Source organism: Stenotrophomonas sp. A3_2 (genome assembly GCF_036624925.1).
GTDB classification, from domain to species: Bacteria; Pseudomonadota; Gammaproteobacteria; order Xanthomonadales; family Xanthomonadaceae; genus Stenotrophomonas; species Stenotrophomonas hibiscicola.
Genome location: NZ_JAZKVY010000382.1, coordinates 14,449 through 38,294 on the forward strand (window position 1 = coordinate 14,449; position 23,846 = coordinate 38,294).

At 65.8% G+C, this 23,846-nt stretch carries 19 protein-coding genes and 1 tRNA gene; 4 read left to right on the forward strand and 16 right to left on the reverse strand.

Annotation, left to right across the window (positions count from 1 at the left end; all coding sequences use genetic code 11):
- From R5H29_RS22615 to R5H29_RS22625, 3 genes are all read right to left on the reverse strand, one after another.
- Positions 1-2,934: a TonB-dependent receptor gene (locus R5H29_RS22615; protein ID WP_332329891.1), complete on the reverse strand. Its 2,934-nt coding sequence runs from the start codon at positions 2,932-2,934 to the stop codon at positions 1-3.
- Positions 2,935-3,075: 141 nt separating this feature from the next.
- Entirely contained in the window at positions 3,076-4,098 is a 1,023-nt protein-coding gene (locus R5H29_RS22620; protein ID WP_019658856.1) for a FecR domain-containing protein, read from the reverse strand.
- On the reverse strand, positions 4,095-4,610 hold the full coding sequence (locus R5H29_RS22625) for an RNA polymerase sigma factor (protein ID WP_155029276.1): 516 nt from the start codon (positions 4,608-4,610) through the stop codon (positions 4,095-4,097). Before R5H29_RS22625 ends, R5H29_RS22620 begins: the two co-directional genes overlap by 4 nt.
- A gap of 139 nt (positions 4,611-4,749) precedes the next feature.
- Between R5H29_RS22625 and R5H29_RS22630 the strand changes: the two genes are divergently transcribed.
- Positions 4,750-5,049, forward strand: coding sequence for a hypothetical protein (locus R5H29_RS22630; protein ID WP_019658858.1), 300 nt, complete (start codon positions 4,750-4,752; stop codon positions 5,047-5,049).
- A gap of 246 nt (positions 5,050-5,295) precedes the next feature.
- Entirely contained in the window at positions 5,296-7,968 is a 2,673-nt protein-coding gene (gene aceE, locus R5H29_RS22635) for a pyruvate dehydrogenase (acetyl-transferring), homodimeric type (protein ID WP_332329892.1), read from the forward strand.
- 51 nt (positions 7,969-8,019) lie between these two features.
- On the opposite strand, the gene R5H29_RS22640 is transcribed toward aceE, so the two are convergent.
- On the reverse strand, positions 8,020-8,502 hold the full coding sequence (locus R5H29_RS22640) for a hypothetical protein (RefSeq protein WP_019658860.1): 483 nt from the start codon (positions 8,500-8,502) through the stop codon (positions 8,020-8,022).
- 221 nt (positions 8,503-8,723) lie between these two features.
- Here R5H29_RS22640 and R5H29_RS22645 point away from each other — a divergent pair, with 221 nt between their 5' ends.
- Together R5H29_RS22645 and R5H29_RS22650 are read left to right on the forward strand one after the other, a co-directional pair.
- Positions 8,724-11,054, forward strand: coding sequence for a TonB-dependent receptor domain-containing protein (locus R5H29_RS22645; RefSeq protein WP_332329893.1), 2,331 nt, complete (start codon positions 8,724-8,726; stop codon positions 11,052-11,054).
- 119 nt (positions 11,055-11,173) lie between these two features.
- Positions 11,174-11,629, forward strand: coding sequence for a DUF4189 domain-containing protein (locus R5H29_RS22650; RefSeq protein WP_019658862.1), 456 nt, complete (start codon positions 11,174-11,176; stop codon positions 11,627-11,629).
- Between the two features lie 74 nt (positions 11,630-11,703).
- On the opposite strand, the gene R5H29_RS22655 is transcribed toward R5H29_RS22650, so the two are convergent.
- The 12 genes from R5H29_RS22655 to folP form a co-directional block, all read right to left on the reverse strand.
- A tRNA-Ser gene (locus tag R5H29_RS22655) sits at positions 11,704-11,796 on the reverse strand.
- Between the two features lie 78 nt (positions 11,797-11,874).
- A complete protein-coding gene (csrA, locus tag R5H29_RS22660; protein WP_004152909.1) occupies positions 11,875-12,078 on the reverse strand; it encodes a carbon storage regulator CsrA in 204 nt (67 codons plus the stop codon).
- Between the two features lie 147 nt (positions 12,079-12,225).
- The gene (gene alaS, locus R5H29_RS22665) at positions 12,226-14,874 is read right to left on the reverse strand and encodes an alanine--tRNA ligase (RefSeq protein WP_332329894.1); all 2,649 of its coding nucleotides are present in this window, start codon (positions 14,872-14,874) and stop codon (positions 12,226-12,228) included.
- A gap of 109 nt (positions 14,875-14,983) precedes the next feature.
- Complete coding sequence (recX, locus tag R5H29_RS22670; protein ID WP_021202260.1) at positions 14,984-15,475, reverse strand: recombination regulator RecX; 492 nt, start codon at positions 15,473-15,475, stop codon at positions 14,984-14,986.
- Positions 15,476-15,585: 110 nt separating this feature from the next.
- On the reverse strand, positions 15,586-16,623 hold the full coding sequence (recA, locus tag R5H29_RS22675) for a recombinase RecA (protein ID WP_026346904.1): 1,038 nt from the start codon (positions 16,621-16,623) through the stop codon (positions 15,586-15,588).
- Between the two features lie 204 nt (positions 16,624-16,827).
- Positions 16,828-17,463 (reverse strand): transcriptional repressor LexA, encoded by a 636-nt coding sequence (gene lexA / locus R5H29_RS22680; protein WP_005412936.1) that lies wholly within the window; start codon positions 17,461-17,463, stop codon positions 16,828-16,830.
- Between the two features lie 209 nt (positions 17,464-17,672).
- Positions 17,673-19,355, reverse strand: coding sequence for a 2-polyprenylphenol 6-hydroxylase (gene ubiB / locus R5H29_RS22685; protein ID WP_026346905.1), 1,683 nt, complete (start codon positions 19,353-19,355; stop codon positions 17,673-17,675).
- Positions 19,356-19,389: 34 nt separating this feature from the next.
- Positions 19,390-19,884: a CinA family protein gene (locus tag R5H29_RS22690; RefSeq protein WP_005409020.1), complete on the reverse strand. Its 495-nt coding sequence runs from the start codon at positions 19,882-19,884 to the stop codon at positions 19,390-19,392.
- A 119-nt stretch (positions 19,885-20,003) separates the two neighbouring features.
- Positions 20,004-21,314 carry a ribosome rescue GTPase HflX gene (gene hflX / locus R5H29_RS22695; RefSeq protein WP_005412934.1) on the reverse strand — a complete coding sequence of 437 codons (1,311 nt, stop codon included), beginning with the start codon at positions 21,312-21,314 and terminating at the stop codon, positions 20,004-20,006.
- 14 nt (positions 21,315-21,328) lie between these two features.
- Positions 21,329-21,604 (reverse strand): RNA chaperone Hfq, encoded by a 276-nt coding sequence (gene hfq, locus R5H29_RS22700; RefSeq protein WP_004152891.1) that lies wholly within the window; start codon positions 21,602-21,604, stop codon positions 21,329-21,331.
- 96 nt (positions 21,605-21,700) lie between these two features.
- Complete coding sequence (miaA, locus tag R5H29_RS22705) at positions 21,701-22,654, reverse strand: tRNA (adenosine(37)-N6)-dimethylallyltransferase MiaA (RefSeq protein WP_164145216.1); 954 nt, start codon at positions 22,652-22,654, stop codon at positions 21,701-21,703.
- Positions 22,654-23,550 (reverse strand): dihydropteroate synthase, encoded by an 897-nt coding sequence (folP, locus tag R5H29_RS22710; RefSeq protein WP_155029269.1) that lies wholly within the window; start codon positions 23,548-23,550, stop codon positions 22,654-22,656. The genes miaA and folP overlap by 1 nt, the downstream gene beginning before the upstream one ends.
- Positions 23,551-23,846 lie beyond the last annotated feature (296 nt).

Genomic DNA, 23,846 nt, shown 5'->3' on the forward strand with positions numbered 1-23,846 from the left:
TCAGTTGTAGATGATGTGGAAGTAGAAGAAGCGGCCGTAGTCGTCGATCTCGGTACGGAAGCGCCCATTCGGGCCGGTGCTGTAGGTCGGCTGGGTGTTGAACAGGTTCTTGGCTTCGTACTTCAGCGTTACGTGCCTGCCGACCTTGTGGCTGAAGGCCATGTTGAACGTCATGTACGGGTCGTAGTACGAATCCAGCCATTCGGTGTCACCGAAGTCGACCAGCATCCGGCTGCGGTAGGTGCCGGACAGGCGCAGCTGCGCGCTCCTCCACGGCATGCGCCAGATCACCGAACCATTGAGCGACCAGTCCGGCTGGTACAGCAGGCGATCCAGGCGGCGCGCGGTGCCATCACTGATGCGGTAGTCGGTCTGCCCTTCCAGCCGCGTGGCGTTGAAGTACATGTCGAAGCGCTGGCGGCCCCACTGCAGGTTGCGGTTGGCCACCGCGAACTCGACACCGCGCAGCTTCGACTCATCGGTGTTCATCGGCTGGGTGACCCGATAGCGGGTATCACCCACGTTCTCGAAGGTGGTCAGGGTGTAGATGTCGTCCTTGATCACCTTGTCGAACAACGCCACCGAGACCAGGCCGTTGTTGCCGTTGAAGTACAGGTCCCATGCAAGGTCGATGTTGGTGGAACGGCGCGGCTGCAGATCGGCATTGCCCTGCTTGATGGTGCAGAAGCCCCTGCCCTCCTCGTCATCGCCACAGCTGGTGCTGGTGGCCTGGGCGATGTTGCTCGGCGTCGGCCGGCCCAGCGTGCGGCTGGCGGAGAAGCGCAGGCGCTGGTCCTCGGTGAGCTTGAAGGTTGCGTTCAACGAGGGCAGCAGGTTGTTGTAGCCACCGCTCGTGTTGCGGAACGCAGAGGTATAGGTAGCGCCGCCATCATCGCTGAACGGGCTGTAGGCATCGAAGCGGGTGTGGTCGTAGCGCAGGCCGCCGATCAGCAGCAGCCGGTCCCAGGCGTAGTGCGCGGATACATAGGCATTGGTGATGTCCTCCACGTACTTGTAGTCGCTGGTGAAGTTGGCATTCGGATACGCCGCATTGTTGCTGCCCAGTTTCGGCAGCAGTTCCTCGGTCCACTTGCGGTTGTCGATCAGCGGGAAGCCGGGCACGCTGCCCAGCAGTGTCGAACCCGGATACAGGTAGTCGTTGAGCGTGGCGCTGCTCTTGAAGTAGTCGAAGTCGATGTCCTGCCAGATCTTCAGGTGGCGGTACTCGGCGCCGGTGGCCAGGCCGAAGCCACGCGCATCGGCGTCGATGTTGTAGCTGAAATCGGCGCGCAGGTTGTCGATGCTCTCCTTGGCATCGCGCGGGGAGACGTAGGCCTGCGCCGGATTGAGCTTGAACGCGGAGCTGGTCAGCAGGCTGGAATCGGACACCGCCACCGCGTTGGGGAACCCATGGCTGTCGTTCTCGTAGTCGACGAACAGATTGCTGGGGTAGGCGCGCACACCCCAGTAGACCTGGTTGTTGCGGAAGGTCTCTTCGGTACGGCCGCCACGCAGGGTCAGCCGCGAACGGTCGCCCATGTCCCAGTTGAAACTGGCGATGGCACCACGGTTGCTGCGGTCCCAGCGGTCGTGGCGGTTCTTGATGTAGATGCTGTTGATCTGGGTGGTGCCGCTGTCCTCGGTCTGGTTGCGGATCGGGAACTTGGCATTGCCGTACAGATCGGTCTTGTTCATCGTCGAGTTCTCGTAGAACCGGTACGAGTACAGCAGCAGCGATGCGTAGAACGGATCATCCGAGGGCTTCCACTCAAGCTTGGCGGAGCCACCGAAGTTGGTGATGAAGTTGGTATAGGTGCCGGTGCTGAAGTTGCCAGGCGCACGCAGCTCGTTCCAGCCCTTGGCCTCGTCCGGACCGGTGGTACCGTCGGTGAGGTATTTGCCAGCGTCGTTGTAGTAGTAGTTCGACTCCACCCAGCGCTTGACGCTGTTGCGTGAACGCTGCTCGTAGCGTGCCACCGCAACGATGCCGAACTCCTGGTCGACACCAAACTGGTTGGAGAACACCATCTTGGCGCTCTTGCCGAAGTGACCCAGGGTCTCGTGGTTGCCGCCTGCGCTGCGCTCGACGTTGGTCTCGGCGGTGGAATAGATGCCTGCCACATCGGCAAACACGTAGTTGCCTGACCGGTCGAAGGCACTGCGGCTGATGATGTCGATCACGCCGCCGATCGCATCCGGTGCCTGCTCCGCACTGAAGCTCTTGTAGATGTCGGTACGGGTGCCGATGTCGCTGGGAATCAGCTGCAGGTTGTTCATGCGCTCGCCGGAGCCACTGCCCCCCACGCTGGCAATCGCGATGCCATCGATGGTGGTGTAGTTGAGGTTGGCCTGTACGCCGCGCACGGTCACGTAACGTGGCTCACCGGCATCCTCCACCGCACTCAGGCCTGGAGCGGCCATCAGGCTCTCGGCCAGGGTCTCGTCGCCGTAGCTGTCCATCTCGTCGTACACCACCGAATCCTTGATCACCGGTGAGCGCTTCTTCTGGTCGATGACCTCATGTGCAGCAATCACCTTCACCGTGTCCAGGGTCGGCGCCACCATTGCCTCGGCCTCGCGCGGCTTCGGCGCGGCCGGCTTCGGTTGGTTGCGTGCTGGCGCCGGATCGATGGCGATGACATTGCCATCCACCACGGTGTACCCCAGCCCGGTACCGGCCAGCAGCGCGTCCAGCGCCTGCCTGACGGTGGCACCGCGCGGCACCGCACCGGCCATGCGGGCATCACCGCCGGCCGAGTACAGGAACTGCACCCCGGAACTGCGCGACAACTGCTCCAGCGCACGCGCCAACGGCTGCGCCGCGATCGGCGTGGATATACGCGCCTCCAGGCCATCGGCACCGGCGGCGAAGGCCAGCGGCACGCTGCAGGGAGACAGGGCGAGGATGATCGACAGGTAGAGCGTGTTGCGCATCACGGGTCCTTGGAAGAGAGAAGGCAGCAGGCGCCGCTGCGTGGCTCGCCAGCGGCTTCTCCCAAGTAAGAGCCCGCATCCACCGAAGTGGAGAACGCGGATTCGATGAATTTTTTTTTACAGTCCACGGCCATGTCGGCCTCAGCGACTGCCAACCCGCACGGTGTCGCCTTCGCGCCTCACCACGAAACGCGGGTCGCGTTCGAGGAAGGCCTGCAGCGCACCGATGCGATGCGCATCGAGACTGCCCGACAACCGTGCCGATGCCGCGCCTTCGTCCAGCACGCGGACCTGCACCTGGTTGTGCCGGTTGAAGGCAGCGGCCACCTCGTCCAGGCGCTCATCCAGGAAGGACACCTTGCGCTGCTGCCAATCCAGCAGCATCGACAATGGCAGGTCCAAGGACTCGACCGCATGGCTGCCCGCGTCGACCTGCACCACTCGGCCTTCGCCCAGCTGCGCAAGACGCCGGGCGTCCGCACCCTGGCTCCATACCTCCACCTCGCCGGAGACCACGCCGATGCGCGTGCTCTGCAGCCGTCGCGATACATCGAATACCGTACCGATATCCCGGATCTCCAGGCCGTTCACCTGCACCTCGAACGGACGGCGGTCGCGGGCGATGTCGAACGTGGCCTCACCCTGCAGCAGCTCCACCTTGCGGCTGAACCAGCCCATGCGTACCCGCAGGCGGCTGTCCGCGTTGAGCTGCACCTGGGTCTGGTCGGGCAGCACCAGGTCGCGAAGTTCACCCTGTCCGGCACTGTAAAGCTGCTCGGTGGGCATCAGCTGCGGAACCAGGCCCACGCCGAGCAAGGTGATACAGGCTGCGGCAGCTGCCACCCACCAGCGCGCACGACCGCGCCGCGGCACAGCGCGCGGCGGCGCGTGCACGCCACCGAACAGCGGCACCACCTTGGCCGACGTCGCCTCCCGCAGCGGCGGCGCCTCGTCAGCCAACGACGATTGCAGCGCTTCGCCCACCTGCCGGTGCAACGAGAGGACGCGCAAGTAGGCGCGCACATGCTCTGGCGAGCGCTTCATCCAGTCCAGGAACGCGAGGCGCCCGGCCTCATCCAACGGCCCCTCGCGGTTGCCCAGGAACCAGTCCATGGCCTCGCAGGCGATCGTGTCGTCGGCCACGGGCGATGAGGTCCGGTTCATGTGAGCTCCCTGGCGCCCAGCGCCTTCCTGCAGGCCTCCAGCCCCTTGCCGATGTGCTTGCGCACCATGTGCACCGACACCTGCAGCTGCTGGCTGATTGCCGGGCAGTCCAGCCCGTCGCGGTAGTGCAGCTCCATCACCCGCCGCGTGGTTGTCGGCAGTCGTGCGATGGTGCTGCGGATATCGTTCCAGCGCTGCGCACGCTCGAATTCACCTTCGATGTCTTCTTCGCTTTTCAGCACTTCGGCCAGCAGGTCGACGTCTTCCAGCGGCGGCAGCGACGACCGCGCGCGCGCATGCTCGCGCGCCAGGTTGGCCGCCACGGTGAACAGGTAGGCTTCCGGGTTCTCGACCGCATCGGCATCTTCGCCGGTGCTGCGCAGCAGGCGCAGGTAGACCTCCTGCGCCAGGTCTTCGGCATCCTCGCTGGCCGAACCGCGACGCAGGAAGAAGCCACGCAGCAGCCGGCGCCGCAGTTGGTAGCTCTTCTCCCAGATCCTCACGCTGTTCACGGCCGGCCAACCACCCCGAGGCTGGAAAGCCCCGCAGGGTGACCGCCATCGATGACAGTGGCGTTTCAACGACCGGCAGGCAGCCGCTAGAATGCGGCCCCTGCAATGTCCCGGCAGCCGGCACAAGGAGTGCCCCGCAATGAACGCCCGCACCGCCATCAACACCCTCAGCAGCCTGCTGTTCCTGCTGCTGGTCGCCCACACCACCGCCTACCAGCAGCAGATGTGGCCGCCCAGCCGGGTCATCCATGTGCATCCGGTGATCGTCGTCCTCGCCTATGCGCTAGGTGTGCTCACGCTGCTGTTGTGGATCGGCGGTCGTCGTGCACCGGAACCCGCTCAACGCCTGGCGCGCTGGTTGCCCGTCGTCGCCTGGTGCCTGCTGGGCGTCGGCGTGGCGATCATCCCGGTGTTCCTGCCGGGGCTGTCCCCGGCCTGATCAGCGGCCGCGCCCAGCGCATCGGCCCATGATACGGCGCGCGGCACCAACCCTTGCTTGCCAGAGACCCAAGCCCCGCCCGCCTATCGAAGCATGGGGGGGCAGGCCTACGCTTGTCTTCTCGGTGGCCGCCACGGTCGCCCTTCGCGTCACGGCGCCCGCCATTGCGACCCCGCTCCAGTGCTGTGCGCCCTGCCGGTGTTGTCGCCCAGGCAGACCTCCGACCGGCGCCCTCTGGAGACAGCCATGAACCAAGCCCTCATTCCCTTCGATACCGATCCACTGGAAACCCAGGAGTGGCGTGAATCGCTGGAGGCGGTGATGCAGGCCGGCGGCCGGCCGCGCGCGCACTACCTGATCGACCAGCTGAGCGATCTGGACGCCCGGCAGCACGGCGACCTGCATACCCGTGCCTGGACCGCCTACGTCAACACCATCCCGCCCGAGCGCCAGCCGGCCTACCCGGGTGACCTGGCCATCGAGCGCCGCCTGAACGCGATGATCCGCTGGAACGCGATGGTGATGGTGCTGCGTGCCGGCAAGCATTCCAACGTCGGCGGCCACATCGCCACCTACCAGTCGGCGGCAGTGCTGTACGACGTGGGCTTCGATCATTTCTTTCGTGGCCGTACCGACACCTTCGACGGCGACATGATCTACATCCAGGGCCACTCCGCGCCAGGGATCTACGGCCGCGCGTACGTGGAAGGCCGCATCGATCCGGCACGGATGGACAACTTCCGCCGCGAAGCCGGCCGCGAAGGCCTGTCCTCATATCCGCACCCGCGCCTGATGCCGGAGTTCTGGCAGTTCCCCACCGTGTCGATGGGGCTGGGCCCGTTGACCGCTGCCTACCAGGCGCGCTACATGCGCTACCTGGAATACCGCGGCCTGAAAGAGCACCAGGGCCGCAAGGTCTGGGCCTTCCTCGGCGATGGCGAAATGGATCAGCCCGAATCGCTGGCGGCGATCTCGCTGGCCGGCCGCGAGCGGCTGGACAACATCGTGTTCGTGGTCAACTGCAACCTGCAGCGCCTGGACGGGCCGGTGCGCGGCAACGCCAAGGTCATCCAGGAACTGGAAGGCACCTTCCGCGCGGCCGGCTGGAACGTGATCAAGCTGATCTGGGGCAGTGGCTGGGACGACCTGCTGGCCCGCGACCACAGCGGCCTGCTGCGCCAGCGCATGATGGAATGCGTGGATGGTGACTACCAGACCTTCAAGTCGCAGAGCGGTGCCTACGTGCGCGAGCATTTCTTCGGCCGCTACCCTGAGCTGCTGGAACTGGTCGCGCATATGAGCGACGACGACATCTGGGCGCTGGCGCGTGGCGGCCATGATCCGCAGAAGGTCTTCGCTGCCTACCAGCAGGCGGTGAACACCCGCGGCCGGCCGACAGTGATCCTGACCAAGACGGTCAAGGGTTTCGGCATGGGCGAAGCCGGCGAAGGCCAGAACATCAACCACCAGCTGAAGAAGATGAGCGCCGATGCGGTGCATGCCTTCCGCGATCGCTTCAACCTGCCGGTCAGCGACGAGCAGCTGGAGGACATGCCGTATCTGCGACCGGAGCCGGGCAGCCCCGAGGCGGCCTACTTCGCCGAGCGCCGCCGCATCCAGGGCGGCCAGCTGCCGGCGCGGCTGGCGAAGGTCGATCCGCTGCCGCTGCCGCCGCTGTCGATCTTCAACACCCAGCTGCAGGGCAGCGGCGATCGCGGCCAATCCACCACCATGGGCTTCGTGCGCATCCTCACCCGCCTGCTGAAGGACCCGGAGCTGGGCAAGCTGGTCATTCCGATCGTGCCCGATGAATCGCGCACCTTCGGCATGGAAGGCCTGTTCCGCCAGATCGGCATCCATTCGTACCTGGGTCAGTTGTACACGCCGCAGGATGCGGGCCAGCTGAGCTACTACAAGGAAGCCAAGGACGGCCAGATCCTGCAGGAAGGCATCAACGAATCCGGTGCGATCTGCTCGTGGATCGCCGCCGGCACCGCCTACAGCAACCACGGCCTGGCCACGATTCCGTTCTACATCTTCTACTCGATGTTCGGCCTGCAGCGCGTCGGCGACCTCGCCTGGGCTGCAGCCGATGCGCGTACCCGGGGCTTCCTGCTCGGTGCCACGTCGGGCCGTACCACGCTGATGGGCGAAGGCCTGCAACACGATGACGGCCACAGCCACGTGCTCTCGTCGGTGATCCCGAGCTGCGTGTCCTACGACCCGACCTACAACTACGAGCTGGCGGTGATCATCCACGACGGCCTGCGCCGCATGTATGTCGAGCAGGAAGACGTCTACTACTACATCACCGTGCTCAACGAGAACTACCCGCAGCCGGCACTGCCGGAGGGCGTGGAAGCGGGCATCCTGAAGGGCCTGTATCTGCTGCATCCGGCAGCGGCCGACAGCGCCTCGCAGCCACGCGTGCAGTTGATGGGCAGCGGTTCGATCCTGCGCGAGGTGGAAGCCGCGGCGAAACTGCTGCTGCAGGACTTCGGCATCGCCAGCGATGTCTGGAGCGCGACCAGCCTGACCGAACTGCGCCGCGATGGCCTGGCTGCCGAACGCTGGAACCTGCTGCACCCGGCTGAGGAACCGCGCGTACCCTACGTGCAGGAGTGCCTGCAGGGCCATGATGGCCCGGTGGTGGTGGCCACCGACTACATGAAGATCGTAGGCGACCAGATACGTCCCTTCATCAACGACCGCCGCTTCATCGCACTCGGTACCGATGGCTTCGGCCGTTCCGACACGCGTGAGTCGCTGCGCACGTTCTTCGAAGTGGATCGCCACTTCATCGTGCTGGCCGCCCTGAAGTCGCTGGCCGACGAAGGCCGCATCGAACGCTCGCGGATGCAGGAGGCCATCGACAGGTACGGCATCGACGCCGGCAAGCGCGACCCGGCCGCGGTATAAGGCTGCTGCATTCACCACGCCCGCTGTGCGGGCGTCGTGCAGGCGGCGCCGCTACGGTATTCGCTTGAACAGATTGGTCTGCAGGATCGGCGTACCGTCGTGACCGTAGAACGCCTTGGTCTCGGTCATCGTCGTACGGTCGGCCGCCACGGTATAGATGCGGGTGGAGGCCGGCGTGCCGTGGTCCACCAGCTGCATCACCAGGGTGTTCGGCGCCGGCAGTTTCAGGTTGGCCTTGTCCGCGCCGTAGGTGCCGGACAAAGGCCCCGGCGTGCCGTCGAGGGACAGCGTGCCATCGGACTTCATGGTCCTGCCGTCGTGCAGCACGATGTCGACGTGCGAACTCCAGCGTCCACCCCCGGCATCCTTGAATTCCAGTACCACCTGTTTCGGGCGCTGCGCCTCGGGCAGCGCCGAGGTGGCAATGTCCAGCGACCAGCGTCCCAGCAGCGGTGAGGGCGAAGCCTCCACGGCCAGCGCCGGAACGGCGGCCAGCGAAAGCGCAGACAACAACACAGCGGACAGCAGCTTCATACGTTGCTCCGTTTCCGTGAAGAAGATGCTGCGTGAAGCGCTGTGGGGCGCAGCATCCGGATCGTGCACAGCATCGGCGCCCCGCACAAGGCAGAGCGCTGAACGGCCGGCAACCTCATTCGCGCCTCCCGTGTGTTCGGCCTCGCGACTAGAGCCAAAACGCCCTTGTTGCCCGCAATAGTTACGTTATAACGTTTCATGTAATCTTCACGGAGCGTGTCATGCGTCGCCATCTGCTTGCTGCTGCCATTCTGTTCGCCGTCCACACCGCCCAGGCCGCAGACGAACCCACCCTCCCCACCCTCCAGGTCCAGGCCTCCCAGCCCTCGCGCATCGACACCCGGGTCACTGTCGACAACCCACATGCGCAGAACCGCACCCTCGGCGGCCTGCTCGAACACGTCTCCGGCGTGCAGAGCAGTGCCTTCGGGCCAAACGCGGGCGCTCCGGTCATCCGCAGCCTCGGCGGCAACCGCGTGCAGATCCTGCAGGACGGCCAGTCCATCCTCGGCATGAACGCAATCAGCGGCGACATCAACATTCCGTTCGATCCGCTGTTCGTACGCAGTGTCACCGTCAACAAGTCCTCCGACACCGTGCGCTACGGCGGCAATGCGATCGGAGGCAGCGTGGAGATCGATCCGGGCCTGATCTCGCGCAGCATGGAAGACAAGGACCAGTCGATGGAACTGGTCCTGCGCAAGGGCTTCAATGCTGCGGACGCGCAGGGCTTCCGCATGAACTTCAACAACCAGCGCAACGTCTCGACCAACCTGCAGGTCTCTCGGCAGCGCATCTCGCACTACGACATCCCCGGCAACAGCAAAGCCAGTGTCTGCAACGCCGCGCTGTTCCCGCCCACCGGCGGCGTCAACTCGGCGCTGGCCGACAGCTGCCAGAAGGAGGCGCGCGTCCAGCAGATCTACAACAAGGCCTCGCAGCCCTACATCGACCAGTTCATGACCGAAAACCCGGACTGGGCCGACGGCGATTTCTCCTTCTACACCAACAATCCGACTTCGGTCTGGCAGCGCCGCACCTACATCAATCCGGTCAACCCGGCCTACGTACCCGGCACGCCTTCGTACGTGCAGAAGCAGATCAACAACGACGTGACGCCCGATTACCATCACCGGTTGGGCAACAGTTACGCGCGCAATTCGCAGGTGGCGTTCGGGTTGACCCTGTTCTTCGACCGTGGTTACGTGGGTGTCAGCATCGATGCCAAGGACAGCGAATACGGCGTGCCCGGGTTCTCGATGCAGAACCTGTCGTTCGGTTCCAACTACGCCAACGCATTGCCGGTGGGCGTAGTGATCGAGCAGGAACGCTACGCACTGGAAGCCCTGTTGCGTGATCCGCTGCCGTGGTTCGAGCGCGCCGAACTGCGTGTTTCGAAGCTGGACAACACCTCGGGCGAACGGCTGGGTGCCACCCGGGCCAACGACTACGATTTCGAGAGCACCCAGGCCGAACTGCTGTTGAGCCATCAGCGTGTCGGTCCGCTCAGCGGCCTGCTCGGTTACAGCCACCAGTCGCGCGATGTCACCGGCAGCGGCTCGCTGCGCTACCTGCCTGACGTCGACACCCGCAGCAACGCGGTGTTCCTGAAGGAGACGCTGGACTTCGGCTGGGCCAGTTTCGACGCTGGCGTGCGCCACGAGCGCGTTGACCATGACCTGCAACCAAGCCGCTTCAAGACCGCGCGCAATGCCGCCAACACGAAACTGCAGGACCGCGACTACCGGCTCAACAGCTACGGCCTGGGTTCGTATGTCGAGCTCGGTCCGTTGTTCGCCGCCAAGGTGCGCTACTCGTCCTCGCAGCGCGCACCGGAGATCAATGAGTTGTATGCGAGCAACGCGCACTACTCGGTGATGACCCAGGAAGAAGGCAACCAGAACCTCGAGCCAGAGCGCGCGAAAAACCTGGAGCTGACCGGCCTGTTCCATATCGGAGGGTTCGAACTGTCGGCCACCGCGTATCGGATGAAGTACGAGAACTATCTGTACCTGGGTTACTCGGGCGTGCAGACCGCCAACCGCCTGCCGCTGAAATACTGGAAGCAGACCGACACCACGGTGAAGGGCTTCGAGATCGACGCATCGCAGGCCCTGGACCTTGGCCGCTATGGCACGTTGAACATCTCCGCCTTCGCCGACCTGGTGAAGAACAAGGCCGATCACCCCGATTCGCTGCGTGCCCACAACGACGGCGAGTACCTGCCGAACATGCCGACCAACCGCTACGGCGCCAATCTGCAGTGGCAACGCGAGGGTTGGAAGGCGCAGCTGTCCAGCACCTACTACGACACGCAGAAGTACCTCGGCCGCAACGTCAGCGAGGAAGTGCCACTGGATGCCTTCAACCTGGTCGACCTGCAGGTCAGCCGTGAGCTGCCGGTACGCAACAGCTACATCGCCGGCATGGAAGTGTTCATCAACGGCAGCAACCTGCTCAATGAAGAAGCACGGCCGCACAACTCACCGTTGAAGTACATCGCGCCGTTGCCGGGGCGTGGGTTCCAGGTGGGGGTGACGGTGAGGCTCTGACGATCGAACGCGTCGGTACGCGCCTGCGGGCAAATGGCCTGCAGGCGTTCTCCCCCGCCCCCTGCGGGGTTGCGCCACATTCACCGGTTGATTCACCATCGGCAAAACAGGAGAGCGTGATGAACTGGAAGCATGCGGTTTCACTGGCGCTGTTGTTGTCCGCTTCATCAGCCGCAAATGCTGCGTCTGCGATCACCTACGACAAGGATGGCCGCTACGGCTATTCGATGAACCAGTCTTCCCTCACCACTGCGATGCAGCAGTCGCTGCACTACTGCGCAGCGCGATCGCGCAATTGCGGCCAGTCCGCCAGCACCATCGGCGAAGGTTATTCGGCCATAGCGACCGGCACGATTGCGTTGGGCTTTGCACTGGGTGAGAAGACTGCGGACGCCGCGCAGCGGAAGGCCGAAAGAATGTGCAGGGAACGTGCCAACGACTGCACGCTTGCGTTGCTGTGGCGGGAAATTCCACCTCGTCACATTGAACCGCCACAGCTGCCGGGTGCGCCCGCTCCGGCACCAGCGACGACGCCCATGCCAACGCCTGCCACCCGCACCGATCAGCCAGGATAGTCAGCTCCACGCTGCGAGTGTCGGATAAAGAAAAACGCCTGCAGATCGAGGATCTGCAGGCGCTTCTTTATATCTGGCGGAGTGAGAGGGATTCGAACCCTCGATAGAGCTTTTGACCCTATACTCCCTTAGCAGGGGAGCCCCTTCGGCCACTCGGGCATCACTCCGGGGTTTTCTCCGCATCTGGTGCGTTGCACCTCAGCGGGGCGTGAATCATAACGTTAATCGAGTGCGAAGGTAAAGCGTTATTCGGCAGAATTTTCGCTACCGGTGCCACCGGCTTCATCACCACGCTGGATGCGCTGATAGATCTCTTCGCGATGCACAGCGACGTCCTTCGGCGCGGTGATGCCGATACGCACCTGGTTACCCTTGACGCCAAGCACGGTGACGCTCACCGAGTCACCGATCATCAGGGTTTCGCCGACGCGGCGAGTCAGGATCAACATTTTTGTAAGTCTCCATGGAACCGTGTGGAAGGGTATCCCCCACCGGCTTGACGCTCCGTCAAGAAGCGCTACCACGACAAAGGGAAAAGATTCGCAATGGTACCGTCAGCCGTCCCGCTCCTACAAGGAGGGGGACGGCCAGGTTCATCACAGGCGGGGGCTGACCCATTCGACGACCGCAGCCAGCGCGGTGGCAAGGGCGGGCCCGTCCTCGCCACCACCCTGGGCGAGGTCCGGGCGTCCGCCGCCCTTGCCCCCGATCTGACTGGCGATATGGGACAACAGTTCCCCGGCCTTGACCTTGCCCATTGCGCTGCCGTTCACACCCGCAACCAGGGCAGCCTTGCCGTCCTGGGCACCGGCCAGCACGATCACCGCATCGCCCAGCTGCTGCTTCAGGCGGTCCATGGCGTCACGCAGGGCCTTGGCATCGAAGCCCTCCAGGCGGGCGGCCAGCACCTTCACGCCGGCAACCTCGACGGCCTGGCCAGACAGGTCGGCCGTGGCGCCGGCGGCGACCTTGGCCTTCACGGCCTCCAGTTCGCGCTCCAGCTGCTTCTGGCGCTGGCCGAGGGCACGGATCTTCTCGACCACGTCGGCGGCGCTGCCGCCGAGCAGTTCAGCGGCTTCGGCCAGGCGGGCCTCCTCGGCGTCCACGTAATCCAGAGCGCCCTGGCCGGTGACCGCCTCGATACGGCGCACGCCGGCCGAGACACCGCCCTCGGAGGTGATCTTGAACAGGCCGATGTCGCCGGTACGGTTGACGTGGGTACCACCGCACAGCTCGGTGGAGTAGTCACCCATCTTCAGCACGCGCACGTGCTCGCCGTACTTCTCGCCGAACAGGGCCATCGCGCCGAAGTCCAGCGCTTCCTGCATGCCCATGGTGTGGACTTCGGCCGCGTTGTTTGCGCGTACCTGCTGGTTGACCTTGCGCTCGATCAGCGCCAGTTCTTCCGCGCTGATCGGCTGGAAGTGCGAGAAGTCGAAACGCAGGCGGTCCGGCGCGACCAGCGAGCCCTTCTGCTGCACGTGGGTGCCCAGCACTTCGCGCAGGGCGGCATGCAGCAGGTGCGTTGCCGAGTGGTTGAGGATGGTGGCGCCGCGGCGCTCGCCATCGACCTGGCCGGACAGCACATCGCCCAGTTTCAGGCCGCCGACGGACAGGGTGCCGACGTGGCCATGGAACTGGCCAGCGAACTTCTGGGTGTCTTCCACCACCAGGCGCACGCCGTTGCCGGCAAGCACGCCCGTGTCACCGACCTGGCCGCCGGATTCGGCGTAGAACGGGGTCTGGTTGGTGATCACGATGACCGAATCACCGGCATCGGCCGACTGCACCGGACGGCCGTCCTTGAGCAGGGCCAGCACGCTCAGGCCGTCGGCCTGCAGGCGGTCATAGCCCAGGAACAGGGTCGGGCTGAGCGTTGCCACCAGCTCGGCCGGCAGGGTCACGCCGCCGCCGAACTTGCCGGCTGCGCGTGCGGTCTCGCGCTGCTGCTCCATTGCGGCGTCGAAGCCGGCGATGTCGACGGTCAGGTCGCGCTCGCGGGCGATGTCCTGGGTCAGGTCGAGCGGGAAACCGTAGGTGTCGTAAAGGCGGAAGGCGTCAACGCCCGGGATCACGCCGTTGCTGGCCTTGCCCGCCACGTCCTCGAAGATCTTCATGCCGGCATCGAGGGTTTCGGCGAAACGCTCTTCTTCGGCCTGCAGCGCACGGGTGACGGTGTCCACCGCCGCCGGCAGTTCCGGATAGGCCTCGCCCATCTGCTCGACCAGGGTCGGCACCAGCTTGCTGAAGAACGGCTGCCGCACGCCCAGCATCCAGCCGTGGCGCAGGGCGCGGCGGATGATACGGCGCAGCACGTAGCCACGGCCTTCGTTGGACGGCAGCACGCCATCGACGATCAGGAACGAACAGGCGCGGATGTGATCGGCGATCACGCGCAGCGACTTGTTTTCCAGGTCGGCGGTGCCGGTCAGCTCGGCGGCCTTGCGGATCAGCGCCTGGAACAGGTCGATCTCGTAGTTGGTGTGAACGTGCTGCAGGATCGCCGCCAGTCGCTCCAGGCCCATGCCGGTATCCACGCACGGCGCCGGCAGCGGCACCAGGGTGCCGTCGGGCTGGCGGTCGAACTGCATGAACACCAGGTTCCAGATTTCGATGAAGCGGTCGCCGTCTTCATCCGGCGAACCCGGGGGGCCACCGGCGATGTGGTCGCCGTGGTCATAGAAGATCTCGGTGCACGGGCCGCACGGACCGGTGTCGGCCATCTGCCAGAAGTTGTCCGAGGCGAACGGTGCGCCCTTGTTGTCGCCGATGCGCACGATGCGCTCTTCCGGCACACCGACCATGTCACGCCACAGTTCGTAGGCTTCGTCGTCGGTCTGGTACACGGTAACCAGCAGGCGCTCGGCCGGCAGCTTCCAGACCTGCGTCAGCAGCTCCCAGGCCCAGGCGATCGCGTCCTTCTTGAAGTAATCGCCGAACGACCAGTTGCCCAGCATCTCGAAGAAGGTGTGGTGGCGTGCGGTGTAGCCAACCTGGTCGAGATCGTTGTGCTTGCCGCCCGCGCGCAGGCAGCGCTGGACATCGGCCGCGCGCACGTAGCTGCGCTTTTCCGCGCCGAGGAACACGTCCTTGAACTGCACCATGCCGGAGTTGGTGAACAGCAGGGTCGGATCGTTGCCCGGCACCAGCGGCGCCGACGGCACGATGGTGTGGCCTTTGCCCTTGAAGAATTCAAGGAAATCGCTGCGGATCTGGGAAGTCGTGAATTTGGCGGATGCGTTCATTGGGGGCTGGCAGTCTGCGGGCCGGCGGACCCGGACCACCGGCCGCGTTGGCCAGGGTCGCGAGGGACCGCCGAAAACCTAAAGGGTATCAGGCCCGGCGCCGCCAGTCTCAGTCATCCGGGTCGTAGCGGGTCGCGCGGCGGATGCTGTCGCCGTCGAAGCCCCGTCGGGCCAGCAGATCGGCGGCCTTGCGCCGCTGCGCCAGGTCCTGCGGGCCGGCCTCGCCAAAGCGCCTGCGGACCAGATCGCGAGCATTTTCCTGCCAGTCGCCTTCGTAGCTGTCCATCGCTGCGGCAATCGCGGCACTGTCCAGGCCGTGGGTGCCAAGCTCGGCGCGGACATGGATCGGCCCATAGCCGGTGTTGGCGCGCATCCGCACCAGGTTCTCAGCGAAGCGGGTGTCGTCCTGCCAGCCGGCCTCGGTCAGCTTGGCGACAGCGGCCTGCGCGGCTTCGTCTTCAATGCCACGGGCGGTCAGCTTGCGGGTGAGTTCCTTGCGCGAGTGTTCGCGGCGGACCAGAAGGCCCAGCGCCCGCTGCACGGGAGTCTGCTCACGCGGTCGGCGCTTGCGGCCGGTCGGAATGTCTTCGGCGTCGGACATGGGTACTCCAAGGGTGGCGCCATCCGTGGCACCCAGCCCATCCATGGGCGATTCGAACCTGCGGGACAGGGCGACGTCACTGACGGCGCCGCCCTGCCCCACAGCAAGCCTTACTCGTCGTCGCCTTCGTCGTCACCATCCTCGCGGGCCGCTTCGGCCGGCTGGAACTTCTCGCGCAGTTCTGCCTCGAGCTTTGCAGCGACGGTCGGGTTGTCGCGCAGGTAGCCGCGGGCGTTGTCCTTGCCCTGGCCGATGCGTTCTTCACCGTAGCTGTACCAGGCGCCGGCCTTTTCGACCAGCTTGGCATCCACGCCCATGTCGATCAGTTCGCCCTCGCGGCTGATGCCTTCGCCGTACAGGATCTCAGTGATGACCTGCTTGAACGGAGGCGCCAGCTTGTTCTTGACCACCTTGATCTTGGTCTGGTTGCCGATGATCTCGTCACCCTTCTTGATCGCGCCGATACGGCGGATGTCCAGGCGGACCGAGGCATAGAACTTCAGCGCGTTGCCGCCCGTGGTGGTTTCCGGGCTCTGGCCCGGCATCATCACGCCGATCTTCATGCGCAGCTGGTTGATGAAGATCACCAGGGTGTTGGAGCGCTTGATGTTGCCGGTCAACTTGCGCAGCGCCTGGCTCATCAGGCGGGCCTGCAGACCCGGCAGCTGGTCACCCATCTCGCCTTCGATTTCGGCCTTCGGGGTCAGTGCGGCGACCGAGTCGACCACCAGGATGTCGACCGAGCCCGAACGGACCAGCATGTCGGCGATTTCCAGCGCCTGCTCACCGGTATCCGGCTGCGACAGCAGCAGGTCGTCCACGTTCACGCCCAGCTTGGCGGCATAGATCGGGTCAAGCGCGTGCTCGGCGTCGATGAAAGCTGCGGTACCGCCCATCTTCTGGCACTCGGCGATGGCCTGCAGGGTCAGGGTGGTCTTGCCCGAGGATTCCGGCCCGTAGATCTCAACGACACGGCCCTTCGGCAGACCGCCAATGCCCAGTGCGATGTCGAGCATCAGCGAACCGGTCGGGATGGCTTCGACGGGCTCGACCACGCGGTCACCCATGCGCATCACCGAGCCCTTGCCGAACTGCTTCTCGATCTGGCCCAGAGCAGCAGCCAAGGCGCGCTTCTTGTTCTCGTCCATCGTATTGGTCCTTGCAGAGGTCATGTCGTTGGGGGTGCTGTCTTTGGGGGTCTTCTTTGCCATGGGTTCACTTTAAGTCGGACGTATCGCACAGGCTGAGATTCTGCCCGGCGCTCTGAAAAGAATTATCGGACATCCGTACCAACCTCAGTGGAACCAGAGAATCGCCACAAAAGACCGCGGGGTAATGCGCTATGGAACGGGTCAACGGTTGGGCCGCAGCAGGCCGCAATAGAGGCCCTCGATCGCGAAATCCTGGTCCGGCAGCACCTCGATCGGCTTGTAATCGGGATTGCGCGGCAGCAGGCGGATGCGGTCCTTGGCGATCTTCAGCAGCTTGACCGTGATCTCGTCATCGATGCGCGCCACCACGATCTGCCCAGAATGGGCGTCGCGGGTGCGGTGCACACCGATCAGGTCACCGTCGAAGATGCCCTCGTCGATCATCGAATCGCCCTGCACCTTCAGCAGGTAGTCCGGCGCTGGCGAGAAGAACACCCGGTCCAGCACCACGAAATCGTCCGAGCCGATGTCGGCGCCGATCGGGAGGCCGGCCGCAACCCGGCCCAGCACCGGCAGGCGCAGCACACTGTCGGGCAGGCCCGGCTCGGCCAGCTTCTCGACCGGCGGCGCCTGCACCAGGCGGATGCCGCGCGCCTGGCCCGGGATGCGACGGATCGCACCGGCCTGCTCCAGGGCTTCCAGGTGGTACTGGGCCGCGCGCACGCCCTTGAAGCCGAACGCACGTGCGATTTCAGTCTGCGAGGGCGGTGCGCCTTCGCTCTCGATACGCTCGGCGATCAACTGCAGGATCGCCTGCTGGGTGTCGGTCAGGTCCATGGTTAGTAGTATTACTACTAACGCACACAACTGCAAGTGCCGGGTACGACAGACAGGTGATGGGGATCTGTAGTGCCGAGCCATGCTCGGCAGTTGGGCCAATGGCCGGGCGGCAAAGGCAAAAGCAAGAGCAGCCGACCAGCGGTCGGCCCTACAGGAATCGCGCAGCGATTCCACGGTTCCGATGGGGAACCGCTGCGGCAAGCACACTATGTGTGCTTGCCGCTCCTCCATATGGAGAACAGGATCCACACACCACAGAAGCCGGCGCCGATGAAGCCGCACACGCCCAGCGCCAGCAGCCAGCGGCTGGAAACCCCGCCGACGCTGTGCATCACGATCGACGAGCCGATGATCAGGGCAGCCGTGATCACGCCTACCACCAGCCGGTTTGCCGCACGGTTCACCTGTTCGCCGAAGCCCTGCAGCGCGGTGGTTTCGACCTTCAGCTGCAGTCGTCCGCGGCGCGCCGCCTGCACCAGCTTGCGCAGGTCGCGCGGCAGCTCACCGGCGAAGTCGACCAACCCCAGCAGGCTGCGGCGGCCACGCTTGAGCAGCGCCCTGGGCGCATAGCGCTGCAGCACTACCCGCTCCAGGAACGGGCGCGCGGCACTGGCCATGTCGAAATCCGGGTCGAGCTGGCGGCCCATGCCTTCCAGGGTCAGGAAGGCCTTGATCATCAGCGCCAGATCGGCCGGCAACGTCAGACTGTAGCTCCGCAGCAGCTGGGTGATATCGCCCAGCATCAGGCCGATACGCAGGTCCTTCAGCGGCACGCCGCGGTACTGGTCGACGAACTGGCTGATGTCGTGCTGCAGCCGGTTCTCGTCCACTTCCACGCCACCGGCCCAGTCCAGCAACACGTCGGCCACGCCCTGCGGGTCCTGCTCGACCAGCCCGTGCAGCAGCTGCGCGACCTGGAAGCGGCGCACCTCGGACAGCGCGCCGACCATGCCGAAATCGATCACGCCGATGCGGCCGTCGCGCAGGTAGATGATGTTGCCCGGGTGTGGATCCGCGTGGAAGCTGCCGTCCTCCAACACCATCTTCAACACGATGCCGGCGCCGCGCCGGGCCAGTTCGCGGCGGTCCAGCCCGGCCGCATCGACACCGGCAAGGTTACGGCCGGGAATGCCGTCGACGAAGTCCTGCACGTTCAGGCTTTCGCAGGTCCACTGCCAGTGCACGCTGGGAATCAGGATGTCGTCGCGGCCGCTGAAGTTGCGCGCGATGCGTTCGGCGTTACGGCATTCGGCGGCGAAATCCAGTTCGCGTCGCAGCGACACGGTGAACTGCTGCACGACCTCGGCCGGACGATAGCGGCGCAGGTCCGGCAGCCGCGCCTCGACAATCTCGGCCAGGCGGGCCAGCAGCCGCAGATCGGCCTCGACCACATCGCGGATGCCGGGCCGCCGGATTTTCAGCACCACCTCACGGCCATCGTGGAGCCGGGCGCGATGGGCCTGCGCCAGCGAGGCGGCGGCCATCGGGGTTTCATCGAGGAAGGCGAACACCTCCGTCGGCGAGGCGCCAAGGTCGGCTTCGAGCTGCTCGCGGATATCCGCGTACGGCAGCGCCGGCACCGCGTTCTGCAGTTCGGACAGTTCAGCGATCCATTCCGGCGGCAGCAGGTCAACGCGCGTCGCCAGCACCTGCCCGAGCTTGACGAAAGTGGGACCCAGATCCTGCATAGCGCTGCGCACACGCACCGGCGCGGTCATCCGCAGCAGTTCCTGGCGGTCCTCGTTCCAGTGCAGCAGGCGCCCTGCCCGCTCCAGCGTGGTGGCCAAGCCGATGCGCCGCACCACGTCGCCGAAGCCATAGCGGATCAGGACGACGGCGATTTCCTGCAGTCGGCCCAGGTCACGGACAGTACCCAGCGTCTCCCACATCATGCGTGCTCCGGACGATTACCGGAGCAGCATGTCACAGCTGGGCGTCGATACCGCGCAATGCCGCCGCCACGGTTTGCCGGCGGATGGCTTCGCGGTCGCCATCGAACTGGAACAGCTCGGCGCGGGCATAGCCGCCACGGCGCTTCCAGCCAATCCAGACACTGCCGACCGGCTTGTCCGGGCTCCCGCCACCGGGGCCGGCAATGCCGGTCACCGCCACGGCGATGCCGGCACCGGAATTGACCAGCGCGCCGGAGACCATTTCCAGCACGGTTTCGCGGCTGACCGCACCGAACTGCTCCAGGGTCTGCGCGCGCACGCCGAGCAGGCGCTGCTTGGCTTCGTAGCTGTAGACCACCATGCCGCAGTCGAAGAACGCCGACGAGCCGGCAATGTCGGTCATGCACTTGGCGATCCAGCCACCACTGCAGCTTTCGGCGGTCACCAGCTGCAGCGAGGCCTGCTGCAGGCGCTGCCCGAGCGCGGCGGACTGGGCATTGAGATCGGCGTCGGTGGGGATGGACATCGGCATGACGGTGGGGTGAAGAACCACGTTGTACCGCAGATGACAGGCGGATGTCGCGCCCCTCCGGCACGGTTGCGTTGCCGGCCAGCGGCCGGCACTACCGGGCACCGGTCGCTACCTCACCACTCCGGCAGTTTTTCCGGCAGCAGCGCGCGGATCGGGGCGCCATCGGCACTGGCGGCCAGCTTTTCGGCTTCGGCGATCGGCAGGTCGACCTGCAGCAGCCAACCATCCTCATCGGCCTGCTCGCTGCGGATCACCTCCAGCTGGTGCAGGCGCGCGCGCAGGCGGCCTGCATCCGGGGGAAGACGCAGTTCGCCGGTGACATGCTGCAGGCCCAGGCGCTTGCCCAGCACCGCCTGCAACAGCTCCAAGCCCTGACCGTCACGCGCGGAAATCCACACCCGCTCGCGACGCGATTCGTCCGGGATACCGTCCTGGCCGTCGTGGCGCACGTCGGCGCCGTCAATGCGGTCGATCTTGTTGAACACCAGCAGCTGCGGCAGATCGCCGGCACCGACTGCGGTCAGCACTTCGTCTACCTGGGCGATGCGCTCCTCGCGGTGCGGGTCGGCAGCATCGACCACGTGCAGCAGGAAATCGGCCTCGCGCGCCTCGGACAGGGTCGAGCGGAACGCAGCGACCAGGTCATGCGGCAGGTCGCGGACGAAGCCAACGGTGTCGGCCAGCACCACGTTGCCGCCCGGCACCGCGATGCGGCGCACGGTCGGATCCAGCGTGGCGAACAGCTGGTCGGCGGCATAGGCCTCGGCGCCGGTCATGGCGTTGAACAGGGTCGACTTGCCGGCGTTGGTGTAGCCCACCAGTGCCACACGGGGCAGCTCGCTGCGCACACGCGCACGACGCATCTGGGTGCGCTGCACTTCCACCTTTTCCAGGCGCTTCTGCAACTGCTCGACCCGCTTCTGCAGCAGGCGGCGGTCGGTTTCCAGCTGGGTTTCACCCGGGCCGCGCAGGCCAATTGAACCACCGCGCTGGCGCTCCAGGTGGGTCCAGCCGCGCACCAGCCGCGTGGCCAGATGCCGCAGCTGCGCCAGCTCGACCTGCAGCTTGCCCTCGTGGCTGTGCGCACGCTGGGCGAAGATATCCAGGATCAGGCCGGTACGGTCGATCACCCGGCGCTCCAGGAACCGTTCCAGGTTGCGCTCCTGGCCCGGGCTCAACGCATGGTTGACCAGGATCAGGTCGGCACCGCTGGCGTCGGCCGCAGCCTTGATCTCGTCCAGCTTGCCGCTGCCGATCAGGGTCGACGGATTCGGTCGGTCCAGGCGCGCAGTGATCGTCGCGGCGATGCTGGCCCCAGCCGAGCGGGCCAGATCACCGAATTCTTCCAGCACATCGTCTTCCAGCTTGCCGAAATGGGGCTGGATCAACAGGGCGTGTTCGCCCTTTTTCGAGCGGTCAAACATTCACCGCTCCGGTCTTACTCGTCTGCTTCATCACCTGCCTGACCACCTTCACCGGACTGCACGTAACCACCGCCCGGACCGACCTTCACGTTACGTGCCGGAACGACCGTGGAAATGGCGTGCTTGTAGACCATCTGACTGACCGTGTTGCGCAGCAGGACCACGAACTGGTCGAACGACTCGATCGTGCCCTGCAGCTTGATGCCGTTGACCAGGTACACCGAAACCGGCACGCGCTCGCGCCGAAGTGCGTTCAAGAAAGGATCCTGCAGCGATTGCCCCTTGGACATTGCACACTCCTGATTATTGTTCTTATTGGGTTGCCGACGGTTGCCACGGCCCCCGAGCCGCCCGCCGACCGATGATGTTACACGGCTGGCGGGGGTTCAGCGTGCGACGAAGGTCGACACCGCGCCGGCCAGGCGCTCCCCATCGACATGGGGGTCGAACCAGCGCGCATCAAGCTCGCCGCGCAGCCAGGTCAGCTGGCGCTTGGCCAGCTGCCGGGTGGCGAAGATGGCCTTGTCCCGGAAACGGGCAGCATCGCCCTCCCCGTCCAGGTATTCCCAGGCCTGGCGATAGCCAACCGCGCGCACCGCGGGCAGGTCCAGCGGCGCCGCCACGGCGGTCATTTCCGGCATTGCACGCAATGCCCGCACCTCGTCCAGGAAGCCCTGCGCCAGCATGGCGTCGAAGCGCGCCTCGATACGCTGGTGCAGTACCGCGCGGTCACGCGGGGCGAGGATCAGCTTGAGGGTGCGCACCGGCAACGGCGCGACGCCCGGCCGGCGCTGCCATTCACTGATCGGCGTGCCGGTGAGGCGATAGACCTCCAGCGCCCGCTGGATGCGTTGCGGGTCGGTGGCATGGATACGTGCGGCGGCGGCCGGGTCGACCTTGGCCAGCTCGGCGTGCAGTGCCGCCCAGCCCCGCTCGGCCGCCTCGGTGCTGAGTGCTTCGCGCATCACCGGGTCGGCCTCCGGCATCGGCGACAGGCCCTGCAGCAGGGCCCGGAAGTACAGCCCCGTGCCACCTGCCAGGATCGGCGTTTTGCCGCGTGCCACGATGTCGGCCACGACGCGGCCGGCATCGGCGGCGAACTCGGCCGCCGAATAGGTCTGCCACGGATCGCGCAGGTCCAGCAGATGGTGCGGCGCCTGCGCCCGCTCGGCCGCATTCGGCTTGGCCGAGCCGATATCCAGATGCCGATAGACCAGCGCCGAATCGACGCTGACGATCTCGCCATCCAGCTGCTTCGCAAGGGCGATCGCGGTGGCGGTCTTGCCACTGGCGGTCGGCCCCATCACGGCGATCGCCAGTGGCCGCCGGTCGATGTCCATCAGTCTTCGTCCGGCCAGCGGATCGTCGGCGTGGCGTCGGCGCGCGGCGTTGGCACGGCCTCGACGGCCTGCCAGATCTTCAGCGCATCGACGGTGGCGGCCACGTCATGCACGCGCACGATGCGTGCGCCACGCTGGACTGCGATCAGGTGCGCAGCCAACGAGGCGGCCACGCGCTCGGACGGCGTGTCGCGACCGGTCAGTTCGCCCAGGCTGCGCTTGCGCGACAGGCCAGCCAACATCGGCACGCCCAGTTCCAGGAAGCGTTCCGAGCGCGCCAGCAGGGTCATGTTGTGGGCGGTGGTCTTGCCGAAGCCGAAACCGAGGTCGATCAGCAGGTTCTTCTTCGCGATACCTGCCATCTCGGCGGCGAACAGGCGCTGCACCAGGAAACCGTGCACCTCGGCGACCACGTCGCCGTAGTATGGATCTGCCTGCATGTGGCCCGGTTCGCCCTGCATGTGCATCAGCACCACCGGCACGCCGGTTTCAGCGGCGGCGTCCAGCGCCCCGTCCTGACGCAGGCCGAAGATGTCGTTGATCATGCCGGCGCCAGCGGCCACCGCCGCGCGCATCACCTCCGGCTTGAAGGTGTCGATGCTGATCGGCACCTGAGTGCGGGCGGCCAGCTGCTCGATCACCGGAATCACCCGGCGCAGCTCATCCTCGATCGACACCGGCGCAGCGCCCGGGCGGGTCGATTCGCCGCCGATGTCGAGCAGGTCGGCGCCCTCCTCGACCAGCTTCAGACCGTGGGCGACGGCCGCCTCGGTGGTGTCGTGCGCGCCGCCATCGGAGAACGAGTCCGGGGTGACGTTGACGATGCCCATGACCCGGGCACGGTCGAGGCGCAGGATGCGGCCGGCGCAATCGAGCTGGGGCGAGGTATCGAACATGGGCAATCCTGCTGGGACAACGGCAGGTAGTTTAGTTCGGCAGGGCGGCGCCCTGCACCCGCAGAGGCAACGGCCACAGCAAAAGCCCAAGCAACAGCAGAGGCTGGTTTCCTGAGGGTAGGCGGGGTGGGGGGGGGGGGGGGGGGGGGGGGGCCGCCCCGCCCCCGACACCCCGCGGGCGCCACCCCCGCCGCCCCCCCCCCCCCCCCCCCCCCCCCCCCCCCCCCCCCCCCCCCCCCCCCCCCCCTACCCTCAGGAAACCAGCCTCTGCTGTTGCTTGGGCTTTTGCTGTGGCC